Source organism: Bradyrhizobium sp. CCBAU 21365, from assembly GCF_015291305.1.
GTDB lineage: Bacteria > Pseudomonadota > Alphaproteobacteria > Rhizobiales > Xanthobacteraceae > Bradyrhizobium > Bradyrhizobium elkanii.
Genome location: NZ_CP030036.1, coordinates 4,383,763 through 4,402,138, shown reverse-complemented (window position 1 = coordinate 4,402,138; position 18,376 = coordinate 4,383,763). Strand labels below are relative to the sequence as shown.

The 18,376-nt window shown below is 65.3% G+C and carries 19 protein-coding genes; 13 read left to right on the top strand and 6 right to left on the bottom strand.

Features of this window, described 5'->3' with window-relative positions:
- Window positions 1-54 precede the first annotated feature (54 nt).
- Both XI02_RS20045 and XI02_RS20040 read right to left on the bottom strand, forming a co-directional pair.
- Window positions 55-1,080, bottom strand: a complete 1,026-nt coding sequence (locus XI02_RS20045) for a fatty acid desaturase family protein (protein WP_038383697.1) — start codon at window positions 1,078-1,080, stop codon at window positions 55-57.
- The gene (locus tag XI02_RS20040) at window positions 1,077-1,793 is read right to left on the bottom strand and encodes a TetR/AcrR family transcriptional regulator C-terminal domain-containing protein (protein WP_172648062.1); all 717 of its coding nucleotides are present in this window, start codon (window positions 1,791-1,793) and stop codon (window positions 1,077-1,079) included. The genes XI02_RS20045 and XI02_RS20040 overlap by 4 nt, the downstream gene beginning before the upstream one ends.
- A gap of 338 nt (window positions 1,794-2,131) precedes the next feature.
- Between XI02_RS20040 and rpsF the strand changes: the two genes are divergently transcribed.
- The 4 genes from rpsF (at window position 2,132) to rplI (ending at window position 4,594) form a co-directional block, all read left to right on the top strand.
- The gene (gene rpsF / locus XI02_RS20035; protein ID WP_026192679.1) at window positions 2,132-2,599 is read left to right on the top strand and encodes a 30S ribosomal protein S6; all 468 of its coding nucleotides are present in this window, start codon (window positions 2,132-2,134) and stop codon (window positions 2,597-2,599) included.
- A 6-nt stretch (window positions 2,600-2,605) separates the two neighbouring features.
- Window positions 2,606-2,845, top strand: a complete 240-nt coding sequence (gene rpsR, locus XI02_RS20030) for a 30S ribosomal protein S18 (RefSeq protein WP_016844287.1) — start codon at window positions 2,606-2,608, stop codon at window positions 2,843-2,845.
- Between the two features lie 126 nt (window positions 2,846-2,971).
- Window positions 2,972-3,940: a DUF2232 domain-containing protein gene (locus tag XI02_RS20025; protein WP_016844288.1), complete on the top strand. Its 969-nt coding sequence runs from the start codon at window positions 2,972-2,974 to the stop codon at window positions 3,938-3,940.
- 51 nt (window positions 3,941-3,991) lie between these two features.
- A complete protein-coding gene (gene rplI, locus XI02_RS20020; protein WP_016844289.1) occupies window positions 3,992-4,594 on the top strand; it encodes a 50S ribosomal protein L9 in 603 nt (200 codons plus the stop codon).
- 128 nt (window positions 4,595-4,722) lie between these two features.
- On the opposite strand, the gene XI02_RS20015 is transcribed toward rplI, so the two are convergent.
- From XI02_RS20015 to XI02_RS20005, 3 genes are all read right to left on the bottom strand, one after another.
- Window positions 4,723-5,184, bottom strand: coding sequence for a PaaI family thioesterase (locus XI02_RS20015; RefSeq protein ID WP_069277644.1), 462 nt, complete (start codon window positions 5,182-5,184; stop codon window positions 4,723-4,725).
- Window positions 5,181-5,786: a TetR/AcrR family transcriptional regulator gene (locus XI02_RS20010; RefSeq protein ID WP_018271286.1), complete on the bottom strand. Its 606-nt coding sequence runs from the start codon at window positions 5,784-5,786 to the stop codon at window positions 5,181-5,183. The genes XI02_RS20015 and XI02_RS20010 overlap by 4 nt, the downstream gene beginning before the upstream one ends.
- A 91-nt stretch (window positions 5,787-5,877) precedes the next feature.
- Window positions 5,878-6,867, bottom strand: coding sequence for a hypothetical protein (locus tag XI02_RS20005; RefSeq protein WP_069277643.1), 990 nt, complete (start codon window positions 6,865-6,867; stop codon window positions 5,878-5,880).
- 258 nt (window positions 6,868-7,125) lie between these two features.
- On the opposite strand from XI02_RS20005, the gene XI02_RS20000 reads away from it, so the two are divergent.
- Window positions 7,126-8,379, top strand: a complete 1,254-nt coding sequence (locus XI02_RS20000; protein ID WP_069277642.1) for a cyclopropane-fatty-acyl-phospholipid synthase family protein — start codon at window positions 7,126-7,128, stop codon at window positions 8,377-8,379.
- Window positions 8,380-8,399: 20 nt separating this feature from the next.
- Here the strand turns inward: XI02_RS20000 and XI02_RS19995 are convergent, their stop codons facing one another.
- Window positions 8,400-8,621, bottom strand: coding sequence for a hypothetical protein (locus XI02_RS19995; RefSeq protein ID WP_063709293.1), 222 nt, complete (start codon window positions 8,619-8,621; stop codon window positions 8,400-8,402).
- Window positions 8,622-9,170: 549 nt separating this feature from the next.
- Between XI02_RS19995 and XI02_RS19990 the strand changes: the two genes are divergently transcribed.
- From XI02_RS19990 to radA, 8 genes are all read left to right on the top strand, one after another.
- Window positions 9,171-10,673 carry a replicative DNA helicase gene (locus XI02_RS19990; protein WP_018271281.1) on the top strand — a complete coding sequence of 501 codons (1,503 nt, stop codon included), beginning with the start codon at window positions 9,171-9,173 and terminating at the stop codon, window positions 10,671-10,673.
- A 48-nt stretch (window positions 10,674-10,721) separates the two neighbouring features.
- Window positions 10,722-11,981, top strand: a complete 1,260-nt coding sequence (gene alr / locus XI02_RS19985) for an alanine racemase (protein WP_069277641.1) — start codon at window positions 10,722-10,724, stop codon at window positions 11,979-11,981.
- A gap of 30 nt (window positions 11,982-12,011) precedes the next feature.
- Complete coding sequence (locus tag XI02_RS19980; protein WP_069277640.1) at window positions 12,012-12,782, top strand: exodeoxyribonuclease III; 771 nt, start codon at window positions 12,012-12,014, stop codon at window positions 12,780-12,782.
- Between the two features lie 128 nt (window positions 12,783-12,910).
- Window positions 12,911-13,996, top strand: a complete 1,086-nt coding sequence (locus XI02_RS19975; RefSeq protein WP_172648063.1) for an IS4 family transposase — start codon at window positions 12,911-12,913, stop codon at window positions 13,994-13,996.
- A 395-nt stretch (window positions 13,997-14,391) separates the two neighbouring features.
- A complete protein-coding gene (locus XI02_RS19970) occupies window positions 14,392-15,117 on the top strand; it encodes a sulfite exporter TauE/SafE family protein (RefSeq protein WP_069279736.1) in 726 nt (241 codons plus the stop codon).
- A 452-nt stretch (window positions 15,118-15,569) separates the two neighbouring features.
- Complete coding sequence (locus XI02_RS19965) at window positions 15,570-15,857, top strand: hypothetical protein (RefSeq protein ID WP_069279735.1); 288 nt, start codon at window positions 15,570-15,572, stop codon at window positions 15,855-15,857.
- A 173-nt stretch (window positions 15,858-16,030) separates the two neighbouring features.
- Window positions 16,031-16,645, top strand: coding sequence for a hypothetical protein (locus XI02_RS19960; RefSeq protein ID WP_069279734.1), 615 nt, complete (start codon window positions 16,031-16,033; stop codon window positions 16,643-16,645).
- A 96-nt stretch (window positions 16,646-16,741) separates the two neighbouring features.
- Window positions 16,742-18,232 carry a DNA repair protein RadA gene (radA, locus tag XI02_RS19955; protein WP_038379967.1) on the top strand — a complete coding sequence of 497 codons (1,491 nt, stop codon included), beginning with the start codon at window positions 16,742-16,744 and terminating at the stop codon, window positions 18,230-18,232.
- The last annotated feature ends 144 nt before the right edge of the window (window positions 18,233-18,376 follow it).

Here is an 18,376-nt window from a genome sequence, read left to right as displayed (position 1 = left end):
CGGTGCTGTCAAGCCGCGCCGGAGGAACCCTGGGGATGCCGGTCCGGCTTCGGGCTAGAACCCGCCGGCATTCTGGTCGGCGTTAACCTTGGCGCCGGCCCTCGCCCGGCGTGCGCTGTTGACCAGCTGCCCCGGACGATCCTCGTTGGCGGGCCTGGCGGTCGCAAGCCGCAGCACGGCGGCGTAGCCCGGCTGCACTTCCATCCGGCCGGCATAGCGGCTTTCGCTCAGGATGCGGTGGACGCGCGGCAGGTTGTAGCAGGGCACGTAGAACAGCAGATGATGCTCGAGGTGATAGTTCACGTAGTACGGCGCGATGAACAGACGCTCGAGGACGTTGGCCCGCGTGGTGCGGGTGTTGCGCAGGGGATCGGAGCTGTCAGGCACGACGGCGTGTTCGGCGATGTTGCGGATGCGCGTGATCACCATCATCCAGGTCAGCAGCGGCACCAGCCACAACAGCGGATAGGCCCACCACACGCCCGCGGCGGCGAGCCCCGCGAACAGCAGCGCGTTGGTGACGCATTGCGGCCCGAGCTTCTGCCAGAAGTTGGCGGCGCGCCGCGACAACGGCCACTCCTTCGGCCCGATCGCATTGAGCAATTGCGCCTTGCGCTGCTGGTAGCCGGTCTGCCCGGTGATATCGCGGAAGAACTTCCGGCGGTAGCTCATCTTCGTGATCGGGAACGGCGCCGACAGCACGAGGTCGGGATCATCCTCCTGCTGCGTCCGCGCATGGTGCTGCAGATGATAGCGGCGATAGCCGCGGGTCTCCGCGAAGATCGGATAGGCGCAGAACCACTGGCTCAGCGTGAGGTTGGTCCTCTCGTCCGCCGACAGACAGCCGTGCGCCCCGTCATGCATCAGGATCGCGAGCCCGAGTTGGCGCGATCCGATGATCGCAACCGCGAGCAGATAGGTCAGCGGATTGGGCCACCACGCGACCAGCGCGATCGCGCCCAGGATCAGCGCCCAGGCGTGCACGATCAGGGCTGCGCCCTTCCACGTCGTGCGCTCGCGCACCGCGACCAGTTCGTCCTCGGTCAGGAAATCGCGGGCTCGCATGCGAAGCGCGGTCATGTGCTTGTCTCCCCGTCCGTTGAGGATGAAGTGCTGTGATCGCCGACCAGGCGCAGACGCGTCCCGTCATTGGCCGACGTCGAAGTTGATGTCGCCTGCTCGCCGAGCGCGCGCAGCAATTCGCGGCACATTTCCTCGGAGCCACGACCCATGGCGAAACCTTCGACGACCACACCGATCGCAATAGCCCAGAACCGCCGCGAGCTTTCCTCGGGCGCGCGCAGCGACCGCCAGCCATGGCGCTCAACCTGGCCCGCATAGGCGCGCGCGCCCTCGCTGTGCAGGCGTTCGATGGTGCGCTCGACGAGGGGCGCGAGGTCCTGCCGGCGCCGCGTGAGGGTCAAGGCCTCCGCGAAAAAGGCGACCGTGTCGGTCGCGGTCACGGTCTCGGCCAGTGCGCGGGTGTAGTCCCGCGGGGTGTGGGCATTCAGGGCGGCCTGCTCGGTCGCGCGCGCGAGATAGAGCATGTCGCGGCTGGCCGCCTCGACGAACAGCGCTTCCTTGGTGCGGAAGTAATAGGTGATCTGGCTCGGAAAGGCGTCGGCTGCCGCGGCGATATCGGAGATCGAGGTGCCCGAGAGCCCGCGCTCCTTGAACAGGCGGCTGGCGGCATCGAGCAGCAGCGAGCGCATCTTGCGCCCCGCCGACCGCGTCGCGCGGACCGCGTGCTTCGGATCGGGCGCAGACATGCCGCTGGCGGTCTCCGAACCCATATTTCGTCCTCCGTCAGAAATTTGTATGACATACAAACAAAGAAATCAACGGGAAAACGCCTGAGGTTGCGTCAAACGGCCTGGAGGGCTACGACGCCTCGCGCATCCAGAGGCCGAGAACCCTTGCTTTCGCGGCCAAAATCCGTATAAGCGCGCCATTCGTGGGCTCCGGCCGGGAGCTGAACGGACGGTCTCAGCAAATTCACCCGTTGATTTTGATGTGGCAGGGCCAGTCGGCCCGTCGTCCCGTGCTCCCGCCTTCTGAGCAGCTCGAGTCCTTTCCGAAGGTCTCGAAGGGCTTGTCGCCGGAAACCGCGCCAACACAGGAAAGGACAACCATGCCTCTTTACGAGCATGTTTTTCTCGCGCGTCAGGATGCGAGCACCCAGCAGGTGGATGAACTGACGGCCCAGATGACGGGGATCGTCGAACAGGGCGGCGGTAAGGTCACCAAGACCGAGAGCTGGGGCGTGCGCTCCCTCACCTACCGCATGAACAAGAACCGCAAGGCGCATTTCGTGCTGATGAACATCGACGCACCGTCGGCTGTCGTCACCGAGATCGAGCGTCAGGAGCGGATCAACGAAGACGTCATCCGCTATCTCACCGTGCGCGTCGAAGAGCACGAGGAAGGCCCGTCCGCGATGATGCGCAAGGCCGACCGTGACCGCGAGCGTGATGACCGTGGTGGCGGCTTCCGTGGCGACCGCGAAGGCGGCTTCCGTGGTGACCGCGATGGTGGTGGTTTCCGTGGCGACCGTGGCCCGCGCCGTCCGCGCGAAGAAGAAGCTGCGACCGAGGAGTAATGAATCATGGCTGATGCTGGTGCCCGCCGTCCGTTTTTCCGTCGTCGCAAGTCCTGCCCGTTCACGGGCGCGAATGCGCCGAAGATCGACTACAAGGATTCCAAGCTGCTGATGCGTTACGTCTCCGAGCGCGGCAAGATCGTGCCGAGCCGCATCACGGCCGTGTCCGCCAAGAAGCAGCGTGAGCTCGCCCGCGCCATCAAGCGCGCGCGCTTCCTCGGCCTGCTGCCTTACGTCATTCGCTAATTGACGACGGCCGGCGGCACGCGCCGCCGGCCGCTCATTCTCATAAGGCTTCCGGGTCGTCCGGTCGCCGATGGTTGGGGTTCTCGATGCAGGACCCCTAACCGCTCAAAGGGGGCGGGACAGCTGATGATCGGAATATTCACCGTTGCACTCGCAGCCGGCGCCGCGTCGGCGCTGATGTTCGCCTCGATCAGTTCGGGCGCGCTGATCTCGATATTGCTGTTCTATCTCGCATCGCTGCCGATCATGGTGGCGGCGCTCGGCTGGGGTCCCCTCGCCGCCGCTATTGGTGGAGTGGGTGCGGCATCCGTGCTCGGCACGATCTTCGGCCTTCCCTACAGCATTGCGTTTGCCATGATGGTCGCCGTGCCCGGCTGGTGGCTCGGCCACCTCGCCCTGCTCGGACGGCCGATCGCGGGCGTAGCCGGCGACAGCGCCAAGCAGCAGCCGCCTGCGCTTGAATGGTACCCCGTCGGCCGCATCCTGCTCTGGATTGCAGCCTTCGCCATCATCACCACGATTGTCGCGCTGCTCACGCTCGGCACCGATACCGAAACGATCACCGGCACGCTGCGGCGCGGCCTGCTCAAGATGCTCAGTGCCGGCGAAGCGCAGCCCAGCGGTGACATCGAACGGCTCGTCGACGCGTTGGTGATCTTCGCGCCGCTCGCGGCGACGGTCATCTCCATGGTGACGCTGACGCTGAACCTTTGGCTCGCCGGCAAGATCACGCAAACCTCCGGGCGACTTAACCGACCGTGGCCGGAGTTCCGTAGCACCGCGCTCCCCGCCATGACGCTGCTCGCGCTGATCGTGGCGGTCGGCGCCAGCTTCGTCGGCGGCATGCTTGCGCTGCTGGCGCAGATCGTCACCACGGCGCTGGTGATCGCCTACGCGCTGGTCGGCTTCGCGGTGCTGCACACCCTGACGCTGTCGCTCACCAATCGCGGCTTCTGGCTCGGCGGCATCTACGCTGTCGTCGCCATGTTCGGCTGGCCGATCGTGGCGATGTTCGCGCTCGGCATCGCCGACGCCGTGTTCGGGCTGCGCCAGCGCTATCTGCGAACAAGACCGCCGCCTTTGCCCGCGGCCTGAGATTCGATCCAACCACTTAAACCCGTACTTAGCATCTAAAGGAGAACGAAAATGGAAGTCATTCTGCTCGAACGCGTTGCCAAGCTTGGCCAGATGGGCGAAGTCGTGCGCGTCAAGGACGGGTTCGCCCGCAACTTCTTGCTGAAGCGCGGCAAGGCGCTGCGCGCCACCGAGGCGAACCGCGCCAAGTATGACGGCATGAAGGCCGAGCTCGAGGCCAACAACATCAAGGCCAAGGGCGAAGCCGCCAAGGTCGCCGAGAAGATCGACGGCCGCGACATCGTCATCATCCGCCAGGCTTCCGAATCCGGCCAGCTGTTCGGCTCGGTCACGGTGCGCGACATCGTCGCCGCGCTGGCGACCGACGGCGTGACGGTGTCGCGCCCGCAGGTCTGGCTCGACTCGCCGATCAAGGTGATCGGCGCGCAGAAGGTGACGATCGCCGTTCACCCCGAGGTCGAGACCAGCGTCACCGTGACGGTCGCCCGCTCCGCCGAAGAGGCCGAGCGGATCAAGCGCGGCGAGGACATCTCGACCCGCCAGGAAGATCAGGACGCTGCCGCCGAGGCGCTCGCCGCCGCCGGCGAATTCTTCGATCCGGAAGCCCAGCACGACGAGGAAGCCGCGCCGGCTCCGGCCGCCGAAGAGAAGTAAGCTTCTCGGCATCGTCCAACCGACGAGAGCATCGGTGCTGAACCGATGCTCTCGATTCTGGTTTTGACGCGTTTTCTTCGCGCGAACCGATATCCACTTCGCTCGAAAACTACGAAGCCCGGCCTCGATCAGGCCGGGCTTTGGATTCGTGCCGCCGCCTGATCGTCGAGCATCGCAATCGACGCCAATGCGGTCGCGGTGTGCTTCTCCTTGCCGTCGATGACGCAGAACACGTCGGCCGCAACGACGGCGACCTGACGTCCCGGCTTGATCACGCGCGCCCGGCAGATCAGGCGATCGCCCGACGCCGGCGACAGCAGGTTCAACTTGTACTCCGCCGTCAGCGCCGGCTGGCCGCGCGACGTCGCCGCCGCGATCGTGGTGGCGTTGTCGACCAGAAACGCCGTCACCCCGCCGTGAAACAGCCCGTGCTGCTGCAACAGCTCCGGACGGCGGTCGACCGCGAGCGTGCACGTGCCGCGCGCCAGCTCGGCCACCTCGGCACCGACAAGACCCATGAAGCCCTGCCGGCCGACATTGTCGCGAATTCGTGTCGCGATCGGTGCAAAGTCCGGATCGGTCTTGCTCATGACGTTCCTCCTGCTCGCTCCGGCGCACCCGGCGCCACCACTGCGCGGATCGCGCAGGCGATCAGCGTCTCGACTTGTTCGCGCGGATCGCCGGTATGGCGGCGCGACAGCCAGGCGCGGCAGAAGATCTGCGCCGGCCCGATGATCTGGCTGAAGAACAGCACGGCGCTCATCGGCAGCAATTCGCCACGCGCGAGCAGCGGTGCGCGCCAGCGCTCGATGCCATCGGTGAGCCGCGAATTCTCGCTGCGCTGCGCGCCGCGCACCTCCTCGCCCCACTCGCTGCGCGAAATCTCGAAGAGGAAGCGCGCCTCGCGCCGGTTGCTCACGACCCAATCGAGGTGGGCGTGGATCAGCCGCGCGACGCCCTCGCCGGCACCGCAGCTGTCATCGACCGAGGTGATGATCGCGGCGTGATAGGCCTGCAGGATTTCCAGGAACAGGGTCCCGGCGAGCTCCTTCTTCGAGGTGAAGAAGTGGAAGAAGCTGCCGTTGGACGCGCGGGCGCGGGAGCGGATCTCGGCCACCGTCGCGCCCTCAAACCCGTCGCGGTCGAACACCGCCAGTCCCGCCGCCAGAAGATCTTCGCGCGCCGTGCTCAAGTCGTCCTCCCTCGTTAGACTAACACTCTAGAGCATTGCTCTAATGGCGATCAAACGAATACGCCGGGACCTTGCGGCCCGGCGTTGGCGACTACTTCGAGGTCGGAGCTTCCGGTGGGCCGGAGCCCGGCGTCGTCGGCGGAGGTGGCGGCGGCGCGGTCGCAGTCACCGGCGGCGCGGCTGGCGCCGGAGCGGGCGTTGCAGCTGCGGCCGGCTCGGACGCGGCAGGCGCAGCCGCCGCAGGCGCCGGTGTGACCTGCGGAACCGGATCGGATCGCACGGCAGCCGGCTCGCCGCCATTGCTCTTGGGCGCGTCGACCTTTGCGGTGTCGGGCTCGGCGGCGGGCTTCGCCGGCTTCTCGGCCTCACCCCTGTCCTCGCGCTTGGTAGCTGCCTTGGGCTCGGTCTTGGACTCGGTCTTGGGCTCGGTCTTGGGCTCGTCGCTGGTCGCCGCGCCCTTGGGCGTCTCCTCGGACTTCGGCTCCTCGACCGGCTTGCCGCGACGGCCATGCTTCTGCCGCGACGGCTTGCCCTCGCCGGCGGCCTGCGGCGTCTGGCCGTCATCCGGCTTCGCGCCCTCCGGCGCCTCGCTCGGGCGGGCCATCCGCTTGCCGTGGCGACCTGGACGTCCCTCGGGATTCAAGCCATCGGCGTCGGGTTTGGCTCCTTCCTGCGGCGCTGCATCCTGGTGCCGTCGGCGGGCCGGACGCTCGGACGGCTGATCCGGCGACTGGTTGGCTTCCTGCCGGCGGTCCCGGCCCTTGGCGCCCTCCTTGGTCCCCTTGGGCTGATCCTTGGCCTGATAGCGCGGGTCGTTGGCGCCGTTCGAAATCAGATAGGATGCAAGCACGCCGGCCATGTCGCTGGAGGTCGTATAGTGCTGGCGCAGGAAGCCCGGCAGCGAACCGGCCGGCACCGATTTCAGCAGGCCGCGCGGGCTCTTGTGGCAAGCCGTGCAGGTGCTTGCGAAGATCTGGGAGGGGCTCTTGCCGGCCTCGAGGTTTTGCGCCTGCGCCGATACGGCTGACAGGCAGCCAATCAGAAGCGCCACCGTCGCCAGACTGAGGGCTCGGCTCAACATTCCTTAAGTCTCCAGATTCCGGAAAAATCGCCGCCAGCGCCTGATGGATCGGCCGCGGCGGTCACCTTTTAGCCGATTATCGCGCGAATGGAAGCGCACCCATGACGCATCCACGCAATTGTCACATTTTGGAATATCGGCTTTGACCACAACGCAATAGCGCGATCTAATTCCCTGCCTATCTTGAGACTTGGGACACATTGGAGTGATCAACTCCGGTGGTGTCGGTGTGCAGCTTGCCGTTCCGTTGGTGTTTCGATGGACCGATTGTTGCGATACTTCTTGGGGCGCTTCATCCGCCGCGGTTCGATCACGTTCACGACCGCGAGCGGCGCTCAATTCACCTGCGGTGACGGCACGGGCGTACCGGTCGCCGCGCGCTTCATGACGCGAGCGGCCGAACTCCGCATCCTGGTCGATCCCGAACTTTATTTCGGCGAAGCCTTCATGGACGGCACGTTCGTGGTGGAGCAAGGCACCATCGCCGACGTGCTGGCGGTCCTGATGGGTCAGGCAGCCATGCTGCCGAACTTTGCCAGGCTGCAGGCCTGGGTGCGCTTCCTCGGACGCCGCGCCCAGCAGATCAACGTGCGCGGCCGATCCAGGAGCAATGTCGCCAGTCATTACGATCTCGACGGCCGCCTCTATTCCCTGTTCCTCGACGCGGACAAGCAATACAGCTGCGCCTATTTCGAGACGCCGGACGCGACGCTGGACGATGCCCAGCTCGCCAAGAAGCGCCACCTCGCCGCAAAACTCCTGATCGAGCCCGGGCACCGCATCCTCGACATCGGTTCCGGCTGGGGCGGCCTTGGGCTCTATCTCGCCGAGATGAGCGGCGCCGACGTCACCGGCGTCACGCTGTCGACCGAGCAGCTGCAGATTTCCAACGCGCGCGCGGCGGAGCGGAACCTGGCGCACTCCGCGCGCTTCCTGATGCAGGACTACCGCGACATCCCCGGCCCGTTCGACCGCATCGTCTCGGTCGGCATGTTCGAGCATGTCGGGGTCGCCTATTATGAAACCTTCTTTGCGCGCTGCGCCGAACTCTTGAGCGACGACGGTGTCATGGTGCTGCATTCGATCGGCCGCTCGACCGGCCCCGACGTCACCAGCCCCTGGATCCGGAAATACATCTTCCCCGGCGGCTACATTCCGGCGCTGTCCGAGGTCATGCCGGCGATCGAGAAGGCCGGTTTGCTGATCTGCGACATGGAGATCCTGCGCCTCCACTATGCCGAGACGCTGAAGGCGTGGCGCGAGCGCTTCATGGCGCGGCGCGAGGAGGCCGTGCGGCTCTACGACGAGACCTTTGCCCGGATGTGGGAATTCTATCTGGCTGCCTCGGAGATGTCGTTCCGCGTGCAGAACATGATGAATTTCCAGCTGCAGCTCACCAAGCGCCAGGGCATCGTCCCGATCACCCGCGACTACATCGGCGACGAAGAAGCCCGTCTGCGGCTGAAGGAGGCCGGCGCGGCCAAGCCCCGGCTGCAACTCGCCGGCGAATAGGCCTGAAGGAACGGGTGCTGCTAGTTGCGCAGGCTATAGACCGACCTGCAATGGACGAAGGTCGGTGCGGGACGGGCCAGATGGGCCGCCGCGGCGGAAATCAACCGGGCATCGCAGGGAACATTGCGGACCTCCGGACGCGCCGCCTGCTCCATGGCATCGACAAGCGCCGCCAGCCAGCGGCGGTCCATGCCGCCTGCCCGGCCGAGCCCTGATCGCGCCGTCTGAAACTCCCGAGCCATCGCCGCCGTATCTTCCCTGAGCCAAGACAACCCGGAATCCGCCGGGTCGTTCCCGCGAACCTGCCGCAAAAAAAGTGCGGCGCATGTGATCTGCTTCACAGAGGTCTGCCCCGGGCTGTCGTAGTGGTCCAGAATGACCCGAGAAACACATCAGACGATGTTGGACCCGCAGCGCGATATCGCGACCGACTACGCCCTGATCGCCACTGGCGTGGTGGCTGCCGTGATCGCGCTGGCCTTCCTCATCCTGGTCTGAGAAATCGACGCCAACAGCCGCCTCGCCTCTCCATGGGTCCGCTCGCCTGGCAAAAGGTTCAGGCGGCGTCCAATTTTTGCCAACGACAGCACTGATCGGCCGGGTCCCGCCCGGTTTCGGACAAAACCCCCCGTCAAGCGGAATGCGTCCGACTGTTTCGGATTCACACCTCGCGTTGTGTGAATCGTGCATAAGAAACATCCGTCCTTTCGCTTCGTGCCGGGCTGGCGCTTCATCGCGGCCCCACATCCGAAAATCTCAGTAACGACGAAATCAGAAGAATAAGCTCGTCCATGGCCTTGATTGATTCGAACGTCCACAAGCTCGCGCCCGACGCCGCATCCCCGGCCTACCGGAGTGCGCCGCACAACATCGAAGCGGAACAGGGCCTGCTGGGCGCGATCCTGGTCAATAACGACGCCTTCTACCGGGTCTCCGATTTCCTGGAGCCGAAGCACTTCTTCGAGACCATCCACCAGCAAATCTATGAGACCGCCGGAAGCCTGATCCGGATGGGCAAGGTCGCAAACCCCGTGACCTTGAAGACGTTCCTGCCGGCCGAGCTCGACATCGGCGGCATGACGGTCGGCCAATACCTCGCCCGGCTTGCCGCCGAAGCGACCACCATCATCAACGCCCAGGACTACGGACGCACCGTTTACGATCTCAGCCTGCGCCGCAACCTGATCCAGATCGGCGAGGACATCGTCAACGTCGCCTACGACGCGCCGGTCGACTTCGCGCCGCGCGCCCAGATCGAGGACGCCGAACGGCAGCTCTACAGCCTTGCTGAAACCGGCCGCTATGACGGCGGCTTCCAGCGCTTCGCACAGGCACTGACGATCGCCGTCGACATGGCGGCGAAGGCGTTCCAGCGCGACGGCAAGCTGTCGGGCATTTCGACCGGTCTGCGCGACCTCGACGCCAAGATGGGCGGCCTGCAGCCGTCCGACCTCATCATCCTCGCCGGCCGTCCCGGCATGGGCAAGACATCGCTCGCCACCAACATCGCCTACAACATCGCCAGAGCCTATGTGCCCGAAGTCCAGGCGGACGGCACCACCAAGGCAGTCAATGGCGGCTGTGTCGGCTTCTTCTCCTGCGAAATGAGCGGCGAACAGCTCGCCACCCGTATTCTCGCCGAGCGCACCGGCATCCCCTCGAGCTCGATCCGGCGCGGCGGCATCTCCGAACTCGATTTCGAGAAGATCCGCGACTGTTCGATCGAGCTGCAATCGCTGCCCTTCTACGTCGACGAAACCGGCGGTCTCTCGATCTCGCAGCTCACCGCGCGGGCGCGACGGCTCAAGCGCCAGAAGGGCCTCGACCTGATCGTGATCGACTACATCCAGCTGCTGCAGGGCTCGGGCAAACGCGGCACCGACAACCGCGTGCAGGAAATCACCGAGATCACCACCAACCTGAAGGCGCTGGCCAAGGAACTGAACGTTCCGATCATCGCGCTGTCGCAGCTGTCGCGTCAGGTCGAAAACCGCGACGACAAGCGGCCGCAGTTGTCCGACCTGCGTGAATCCGGCTCGATCGAGCAGGACGCCGACGTCGTGATCTTCGTCTATCGCGAGGAATACTACCTCGCCAACAAGGAGCCGCGCGCAGGCACGCCGGAATATGAGAAGTGGCAGATGGACATGGACCTTGCCCACGGCAAGGCCGAAGTCATCATCGGCAAGCAGCGCCATGGTCCGACCGGCACGGTCGATCTGCACTTCGAGGCCAGCGTGACGCGCTTCGGCGACCTCGCACCCGACGGTCAGGTTCCGGATCACGGCCACTGAGATCCGGACTCGGTTGAACGACGCAAGGCACCCGCGTACAACTGAGCCATGAACATCGTGACTGACGCGAAATCGCAGCTGACACCCGAGGCCAGTTTGCTGGCGGCCCACCCGACCGCCAGCGGTATCCTCACCATCGACCTCGATGCCATCATCGCCAACTGGCGCAAGCTCGAGAAGACCGCGGTGCCGGCCGAATGCGCCGCCGTGGTCAAGGCCAACGCCTATGGCTGCGGCGCCGAGCAGGTTTCGCGGGCGCTGGCCAAGGCCGGCTGCAAGACCTTCTTCGTCGCCAGCGTCGAGGAGGCCGCCGCGGTGCGCGCGGCCGCTCCCGAGGCGACGGTGTATTCGCTCGGCGGTTTCTTCCAGAACACCGGCGACGCCTACGCCAGGATCGACTGCAAGCCGGTGATCGGCGATCTCAACGAGCTCGCCGAATGGGACGTGTTCTGCCGCCGCTCCGGCTGGTCCGGCGGCGCCGCCATCCATATCGACACCGGCATGAACCGGCTGGGGCTCACGGTCAGCGAGGCGCAGGGCATCATCCCGCGGATCAATGCCGGCGACCACGGCATCACGCTGGTGATGAGCCACCTCGCCTCCGCCGAATTGCTCAACAATCCCGCCAACGCCAAGCAGCTTGCGAGCTTCCGCGAGATCGCGAGCCTGTTCACCGGCGTGCCGGCCTCGCTGGCGAATTCTTCCGGCGTGTTTCTCGGCGCGCAATTCCAGTTCGAGATGGTGCGGCCGGGCTGCGCGCTCTATGGCGTCAATCCGACGCCGGAGGCCGACAACCCGATGCAGCAGGTGGTCGATCTCAAGGCGCGCATCGTGCAGATCCGCAACATCGACCGCGGCGAGACCGTCGGCTATGGCGGCACCTGGACCGCGCGCCGGCCAACCCGGCTTGCGATCGTCTCCGCCGGCTATGCCGACGGCTACTTCCGCGCCGCCAGCGCCAATGACGGCACCCGTGGCGCCGAGGTCGTGGTCGCCGGCAAGCGCTGCCCGATCGCCGGCCGCGTCTCGATGGACCTGATCGCGGTCGATGTCACCGACCTCGACAAGAATGCCGTGCGGCGCGGCCACATGGTGACGCTGATCGGCGAAGGCATCACGGTCGACGAGGTCGCGCATCATTTCGGCACCATCGGCTATGAGGTGCTGACCAGCCTCGGCCGCCGCTTCGTTCGCATCTACAAGGGCGGCGATGCCGTCGCCGCGAGAAGCGATACGGTCGCCGAGACCAGCGAGCCCGCTGCGCCGCCGCCATTGCCGGCCGCCGAGCCAATGGCGACGTCCACCTGACATGATCAAGGTTCGCGATTGCCAGTGCGCATGAAGATCGCGACCTTCAACATCAACAACGTCAACCGCCGCCTGCCCAACCTGTTGCGCTGGCTCAAGACCGCCAAGCCCGACATCGTCGGCCTGCAGGAGCTGAAGGCTTCCGACGCCGAGTTTCCCGCGGCCGCGCTCGCGCAGGCCGGCTACGGCGCGGTGTGGCAGGGACAGAAGACCTGGAACGGCGTCGCCATCCTCGCGCGCAAGGCCGAGCCGGTGCTGATCCGCACCGCCCTGCCCGGCGATGCCGGCGATCACGAAGCGCGCTACATCGAGGCCGCGGTGCGCGGCATCGTCGTCACCAGCCTCTATCTGCCGAACGGCAATCCGCAGCCCGGGCCGAAATTCGATTACAAGCTCGCCTGGTTCAAGCGGCTGCGCGCCCATGCCGCCAAGCTGCTCAAAGAGGACGTCCCGGTGGTGCTCGCCGGCGACTACAATGTCGCGCCGACGCCCTTCGACATCTACCCGACGCGCTCCTGGGACAAGGATGCGCTGATCCAGCCGAAGAGCCGCGCCGCCTTCAAGGCGCTGGTCGATCAGGGCTGGTGCGATGCGATCCGCACCCTGCATCCGGACGCGCCGATGTTCACCTTCTGGGACTACAAGCGTCAGCGCTGGCCACGCGATGCAGGCCTCCGGCTCGATCATCTCCTGCTCAGCCCCGCAGTGGCGCCGCGGCTCGTGAAAGCCGGCGTCGACCGCACCGTCCGCGGCGAGGACGGCGCCAGCGATCACGCGCCGGCGTGGGTGATGTTGAAGTGATATGGATGTGGCACCACATGTGAACTCTAGCCGCGCTGTCGTCCCGGCGCAGGCCCATAGGCGCTAAAATAGGATTTGCACGTTGGATTCGTGTGTGATTCCAAGGTGAGATGAGACACGAATCGCTTTTGAACGAAGACTGGGCGCGTGTTGTTACTCGGCTTGGTGGCGCCGAGGCGTTGGAGGTTGGCGCGCGCGAGACGAAGGCGTTTGTTCGTCCGCGCGAGATCAGCAATGCGGTCGATTTGCTACGGCTGATCCTTGCGTATTGTCTGGGCACGAGAGGCTTGCGCTTGACGGCGGCGTGGGCAACCTCGGTGGGCCTTGTCGATATCTCCAATGTGGCTCTGTTGTACCGCTTGCGTCAGAGTGGGGATTGGCTGGCGCAACTGATAGGCCAGGCGCTTGCGAGTGGTGCGCCGAGGGCAAGCCGTGGTCGGCTGATCCGCATTGTTGACGCCACAACGGTGCCCAAGGCGGGAACCGGCGGTAGGCGGAAGAACGCGGTGTGGCGCATCCACAGTGCGTTCGATCTTCCGCAAGAGCGTTTTGGTCACTTCGAGCTGACCGATGAACGCGGCGGCGAGACTTTGGATCGGATTCCGGTGGTTGCCGGCGAGATCCGTCTTGCCGACCGCGCCTATCTGCAACCGGAACGCATGGTGCATCTGGTCGAGGCCGGTGCCGACTTCGTGATCCGCTCGGGCTGGAAGAGCGCTCGCTGGCTGGATCGCAAAGGCAATCTGATCGATCTCGTCGCCGAACTGCGCAAGGCCTCGGCACGCGGCATGATCGATCGGCCGATCTGGATCAAACGCAAGTCTGGTGCGCTGCCGCTCGCTGTCCGTTTGGTTGCCGTCAGGAAGCCGGCACAAGCGGCCGCAACTGCACGGCGCAAGGCACGCAGGACAGCCCAGAAGGGAGGCCACCAACTCTCCAGGCAAACGCTTGAAGCCGCGGATTGGGTGATCCTGGTGACCTCGCTCGAGCCCGAAGGCTTCACAACCGCTGACGTGCTTGCCCTTTACCGGCTGCGATGGCGGATCGAACTCGGCTTCAAGCGGCTGAAGAGCCTGATTGGCTTGAAGGGACCTCCAGGAACTGACGAGCGGTCTGCCAGACCCCATATCCTCGCTCACCTGCTGATCATTCTTCTGCTCGAGCCGCTTGTCGACGAACTCGAGGACTCTCCCCGCTTGGCCGAAGCCGCCTGACCGGACCTGCAGCATGGCGCCTGCTCCGTCAGCTCATCGCCTCACTGCTCCAAGCCATCATTCCCCAGCCAACGATCGCACGTCTGCGCAGAGCCAGCCTCGCTCTCCAACGACATCTGCGCGAGCCTCCGAGACGCAAGCGCCGCTATCAGGCGATGATCAAACTATCTTAGCGCCTATGGGCGCAGGCCGGGACCCATACCCCGCGGCAGTTGTTGTTGAAGGGATTCGTCATTCCAGTGCCTTTCAACAATAACCATTGGTGGTTATGGGTCCCGGCCTGCGCCGGGACGACACCGAATATATTGCACGGCTAGTAAATCCTCTCGCATTCTCGCGGTGCGTTTGGTCCGAGCTTTGCTCTTCGTTCCGCCCTCTCACCGGAGCGCGCGCAGGTGGGCTTCCTCTTCGTCCTCATCGTCGGCCTGGTCGCCGGCACCATTTCCGGCATCGTCGGCACCGGCTCGTCGATCATGCTGATGCCGGTGCTGGTCTATCAGTACGGGCCGAAGCAGGCGGTGCCGATCATGGCCGTCGCCGCCGTGATGGCCAATCTGTCGCGCATCCTCGCCTGGTGGCGCGAGGTCGACTGGCGTGCCTGCATTGCCTACTCGATCACGGGCATCCCGGCCGCCGCGCTCGGCGCGCGCACCCTGCTCGCGCTGCCCTCGCATGCGGTCGATATCGCGATCGGCGTATTCCTGATCGCGATGGTGCCGGTGCGACACTGGCTGGCGCGGCACAGGCTGAAGGCCAATCTCTGGCATCTCGCAATCGGCGGTGCGCTCATCGGCTATCTCACCGGCATCGTGGCTTCGACCGGTCCGCTCAGCGTGCCGCTGTTCCTGTTCTACGGTCTCAGCAAGGGCGCGTTCCTCGCCACCGAGGCGGCAAGCTCGCTCGGGCTCTATGTCAGCAAGTCGGTGACGTTCGAGCGCTTCGGCGCGCTGACGCCGGACATCGCGCTGAAGGGCCTGATCGCCGGCGCCTCGCTGATGGCCGGCGCCTTCATCGCCAAGCGCTTCGTGCTGCAGCTGAAGCCGGAGTCATTCCGAATGATCATGGACGGCATCATGCTGGCGGCGGGCACGGCGCTATTGTGGTCGGCAATGACGCAGTAAAATTCCGACATCGGCTGCGTGAGACCGGGCCTTGGGCAAACGGATTTCACCGTGACGAACACCAACATCCTGCCGATGATGTCGTAATTCTACGGGGCTTTGCGCATCGGATGGCGTGTACCCCGAAAGAGTTTTGTTGAGCCCTCGGCTTCCGTTGTTATCCGGATTGCCACCGTCCGGCCACTGCGTTTATGACAATCTCATTACTTGCACTTGATCGTTTGCGGAAAAGAACTTTGCTCCAGCAGGCATCACAGGGTTGATCGACGACCCGGATGCGAGTCCCGAGAGTTCAGGCGACACGAGTTCAGCGACACATGGCGTACAGATCGGGCGCAGAGCCCGGCGCCTGATGTCGCCGATGTCGGCCTGACGAATACGGGACCGCAAGTCGAAGCATTGGGAGTCGCGGGTCGTCAAAGCCCACGACAGGCGGGAAAGGCAGGCGCGCGATGCGCAAGATGATGATCACGACTGCGGCGATTATGACGTTCGCGGTTGCCGGCTCGGCGTTCTGGCCGACGGCAAAGCCCGATGTCGCGCAGTTCGGCGACAGCGTTTACGAGACGATCTGGGTCTGGCGCATTCCGGCCTACGCCAACAATCCGTCCTGGCGGGTTCGCTGGAGCTGGAGCGATCCGTTGCGCGCGCAGGCGAGATGCTGCCGGGCTCTGCCGACGAGTCTGACGCCGCGCGAGAATCCGCCGCTGCTGCTGTCGAGGCAGGACCTCCGCGTTTGACCGCTCGTACAATCGAGAGCAGTTCCCTTGCGCGAAAGCGCATTTGATTCAAATTCGCGCTGTAGTTGAACTTACTTTTTATCCTTAACCAGAAACCTGATCTTTGATTTACATCTGCAAGATGCGGTTTACCTTGTCTCCGCGAGCACAGCGGATTCAGGGACAACAACAACATGCGCCAACCAAGCCTCACCCTGTGGTTGACCGTTGTTCTGGCGACACAGGGATTGAGCGTCGCGGCAGACGATACAAGACCGGGACAACCGGGTGCCGTTGCCGCTGCTGACCGCGTTGCATGTTCCCTGCAGCCGAAAAGCGAGGAACCGTCTGATCCGTCGTCGACCTCGGCAATTCCCCACGCCGAAAAATTCGTCGCGCGGGAACATTTCAAGGAGGACATCGCCTCGAGCGCGCCGGTCAGGATTTCCTGGTTAGGCGCGACCTTCGCGCAGCGCTTCACCAACAAGATCGAGGACGATAGCGGCGGGGCATCGTTGCAAACCTTTATCCTGAGCGCAGTCTCGAGCGACAAGGAGATCCTCGCCAAACTGGGTCAGAGCCACGAGAGCAGGCTGGCCGACGTCTGGTGCGCGTTGAGGCGACAGCCCAGCGGCAGCAACGGCCCGCTGGAAGTCAACGCCAAGCCGAACGTGTTTTACGTCCGCGACAGCGCCGGCGAGCTTGGTGCCGTCGACGTGCTGTGGGGCGGCGTCGGCTGGGAAATCGGCGCAAGCCCGGTCGGAGACAAGCCGCGCTGGCCGGGCGGAACACGGGTGTTCTCGCGCTGAGCCGGCCCCGCCATCGGGCGCACCGTCTTCGATGGATCGTGCGCGGCGGCCGAACCGTGTTATGCATCGTGCTCGATAGCGCGACTCACCTGCTCCATGGCCAAATCCACCCTCTCCTTCGTCTGCCAGAACTGCGGCGCGGCGTATAATCGCTGGCAGGGCAAGTGCGACTCCTGCGGCGAGTGGAACACGCTGGCCGAGGAAGACACCACAGGCTCGGTGCCGGTCTCGATCCGCAGCAAGCGCAAGGGGCGGACGTTTGCGCTGGAATCGCTGTCCGGCAAGACCCAGGACGCGCCGCGGCTGTCCTCCGGCATGGCCGAGCTCGACCGCGTCACCGGCGGCGGCTTCGTCCGCGGCTCGGTGCTTTTGGTCGGCGGCGATCCCGGCATCGGAAAATCCACGCTGCTGACCCAGGCGACCAGCATGATGGCGCGTGCCGGCCACCGCGCCGTCTATATCTCCGGCGAAGAGGCGGTCGCCCAGGTGCGGCTGCGCGCCGAACGGCTCGGGCTCGCGGACGCACCGGTGCAGCTGGCTTCGGAAACCTCGGTCGAGGACATCGTCGCGACGCTGTCGGAAGGCGCGGTGCCGCGCCTGATCGTGATCGACTCGATCCAGACCATGTGGACCGACACGGTGGAATCCGCGCCCGGCACGGTGACCCAGGTCCGCGCCTCGGCGCAGGCCCTCATTCGCTTTGCCAAGAAAACCGGTGCCGCGATCATCCTGGTCGGCCATGTGACAAAGGACGGCCAGATCGCCGGTCCCCGCGTGGTCGAGCACATGGTCGATGCGGTGCTGTCGTTCGAGGGCGAAGGCTCGCAGCAGTTCCGCATCCTGCGCTCGGTGAAGAACCGTTTTGGTGCGACCGACGAGATCGGCGTGTTCGAGATGACCGGCCTCGGCCTGCGCGAGGTCACCAACCCCTCGGAATTGTTCCTCTCCGAGCGCGAGCTCGGCAGCCCCGGCACCGCGGTGTTCGCCGGCATCGAGGGCACCCGTCCGGTGCTGGTCGAGTTGCAGGCGCTGGTGGCGCCGACCTCGCTCGGCACGCCGCGCCGCGCCGTGGTCGGCTGGGATCCGAGCCGGCTGTCGATGGTGCTCGCGGTGCTGGAAGCGCATTGCGGCGTCAAATTGTCCGGACATGACGTTTATCTCAATGTCGCCGGCGGCCTGCGCATCCAGGAGCCGGCCGCGGATCTTGCCGCGGCTGCCGCGCTGGTCTCCTCGCTGGTGAATGCGCCGCTGCCGACGGATGCGGTCTATTTCGGCGAGATTTCGCTGTCGGGCGCGATCCGCCCGGTGGCGCAGACCCCGGCCCGGCTCAAGGAGGCCCTCAAGCTCGGCTTCGCCCGCGCCATCCTGCCCGAATCGGCGCGCGGCGAGAGCGGCGGCGATTCAGGGCTCACCCTCAACAGCGTCGGCAATCTCACCACGCTGGTCGCCGAAATTGCGGCACGCGGGACGCCAAGAGGCGACCGGGGAACACCGCGAGACGACCGGCGCGACCCGGGCGGCTCCGGAGGCCCTGATGCGGCTGAGAAAAATGCCACACCGGCCCGATTCCGTCGCGAGACCAGCTAAAGCGGGCGTGACGTATCAGCCCCCCGCCGCTATACATCCGCCGCGCGGGACAGGTGGCGCTCTGGCCTTGCCGGATGCCCCCAATGCGCCTCAGTTAGGACGGCACCGACTTTGCCGATTCGCGAGAGCCCTTAGCAGCGTAAG

Excerpts from the sequence above, each read along its gene's own strand:
- XI02_RS20045 (WP_038383697.1), bottom strand. The coding sequence starts at position 1,080 with ATGACCGCGCTTCGCATGCGAGCCCGCGATTTCCTGACCGAGGACGAA.
- XI02_RS20040 (WP_172648062.1), bottom strand. The coding sequence starts at position 1,793 with ATGGGTTCGGAGACCGCCAGCGGCATGTCTGCGCCCGATCCGAAGCAC.
- rpsF (WP_026192679.1), top strand. The coding sequence starts at position 2,132 with ATGCCTCTTTACGAGCATGTTTTTCTCGCGCGTCAGGATGCGAGCACC.
- rpsR (WP_016844287.1), top strand. The coding sequence starts at position 2,606 with ATGGCTGATGCTGGTGCCCGCCGTCCGTTTTTCCGTCGTCGCAAGTCC.
- XI02_RS20025 (WP_016844288.1), top strand. The coding sequence starts at position 2,972 with ATGATCGGAATATTCACCGTTGCACTCGCAGCCGGCGCCGCGTCGGCG.
- rplI (WP_016844289.1), top strand. The coding sequence starts at position 3,992 with ATGGAAGTCATTCTGCTCGAACGCGTTGCCAAGCTTGGCCAGATGGGC.
- XI02_RS20015 (WP_069277644.1), bottom strand. The coding sequence starts at position 5,184 with ATGAGCAAGACCGATCCGGACTTTGCACCGATCGCGACACGAATTCGC.
- XI02_RS20005 (WP_069277643.1), bottom strand. The coding sequence starts at position 6,867 with ATGTTGAGCCGAGCCCTCAGTCTGGCGACGGTGGCGCTTCTGATTGGC.
- XI02_RS20000 (WP_069277642.1), top strand. The coding sequence starts at position 7,126 with ATGGACCGATTGTTGCGATACTTCTTGGGGCGCTTCATCCGCCGCGGT.
- XI02_RS19995 (WP_063709293.1), bottom strand. The coding sequence starts at position 8,621 with ATGGCTCGGGAGTTTCAGACGGCGCGATCAGGGCTCGGCCGGGCAGGC.
- XI02_RS19990 (WP_018271281.1), top strand. The coding sequence starts at position 9,171 with ATGGCCTTGATTGATTCGAACGTCCACAAGCTCGCGCCCGACGCCGCA.
- alr (WP_069277641.1), top strand. The coding sequence starts at position 10,722 with ATGAACATCGTGACTGACGCGAAATCGCAGCTGACACCCGAGGCCAGT.
- XI02_RS19980 (WP_069277640.1), top strand. The coding sequence starts at position 12,012 with ATGAAGATCGCGACCTTCAACATCAACAACGTCAACCGCCGCCTGCCC.
- XI02_RS19965 (WP_069279735.1), top strand. The coding sequence starts at position 15,570 with ATGCGCAAGATGATGATCACGACTGCGGCGATTATGACGTTCGCGGTT.
- XI02_RS19960 (WP_069279734.1), top strand. The coding sequence starts at position 16,031 with ATGCGCCAACCAAGCCTCACCCTGTGGTTGACCGTTGTTCTGGCGACA.
- radA (WP_038379967.1), top strand. The coding sequence starts at position 16,742 with ATGGCCAAATCCACCCTCTCCTTCGTCTGCCAGAACTGCGGCGCGGCG.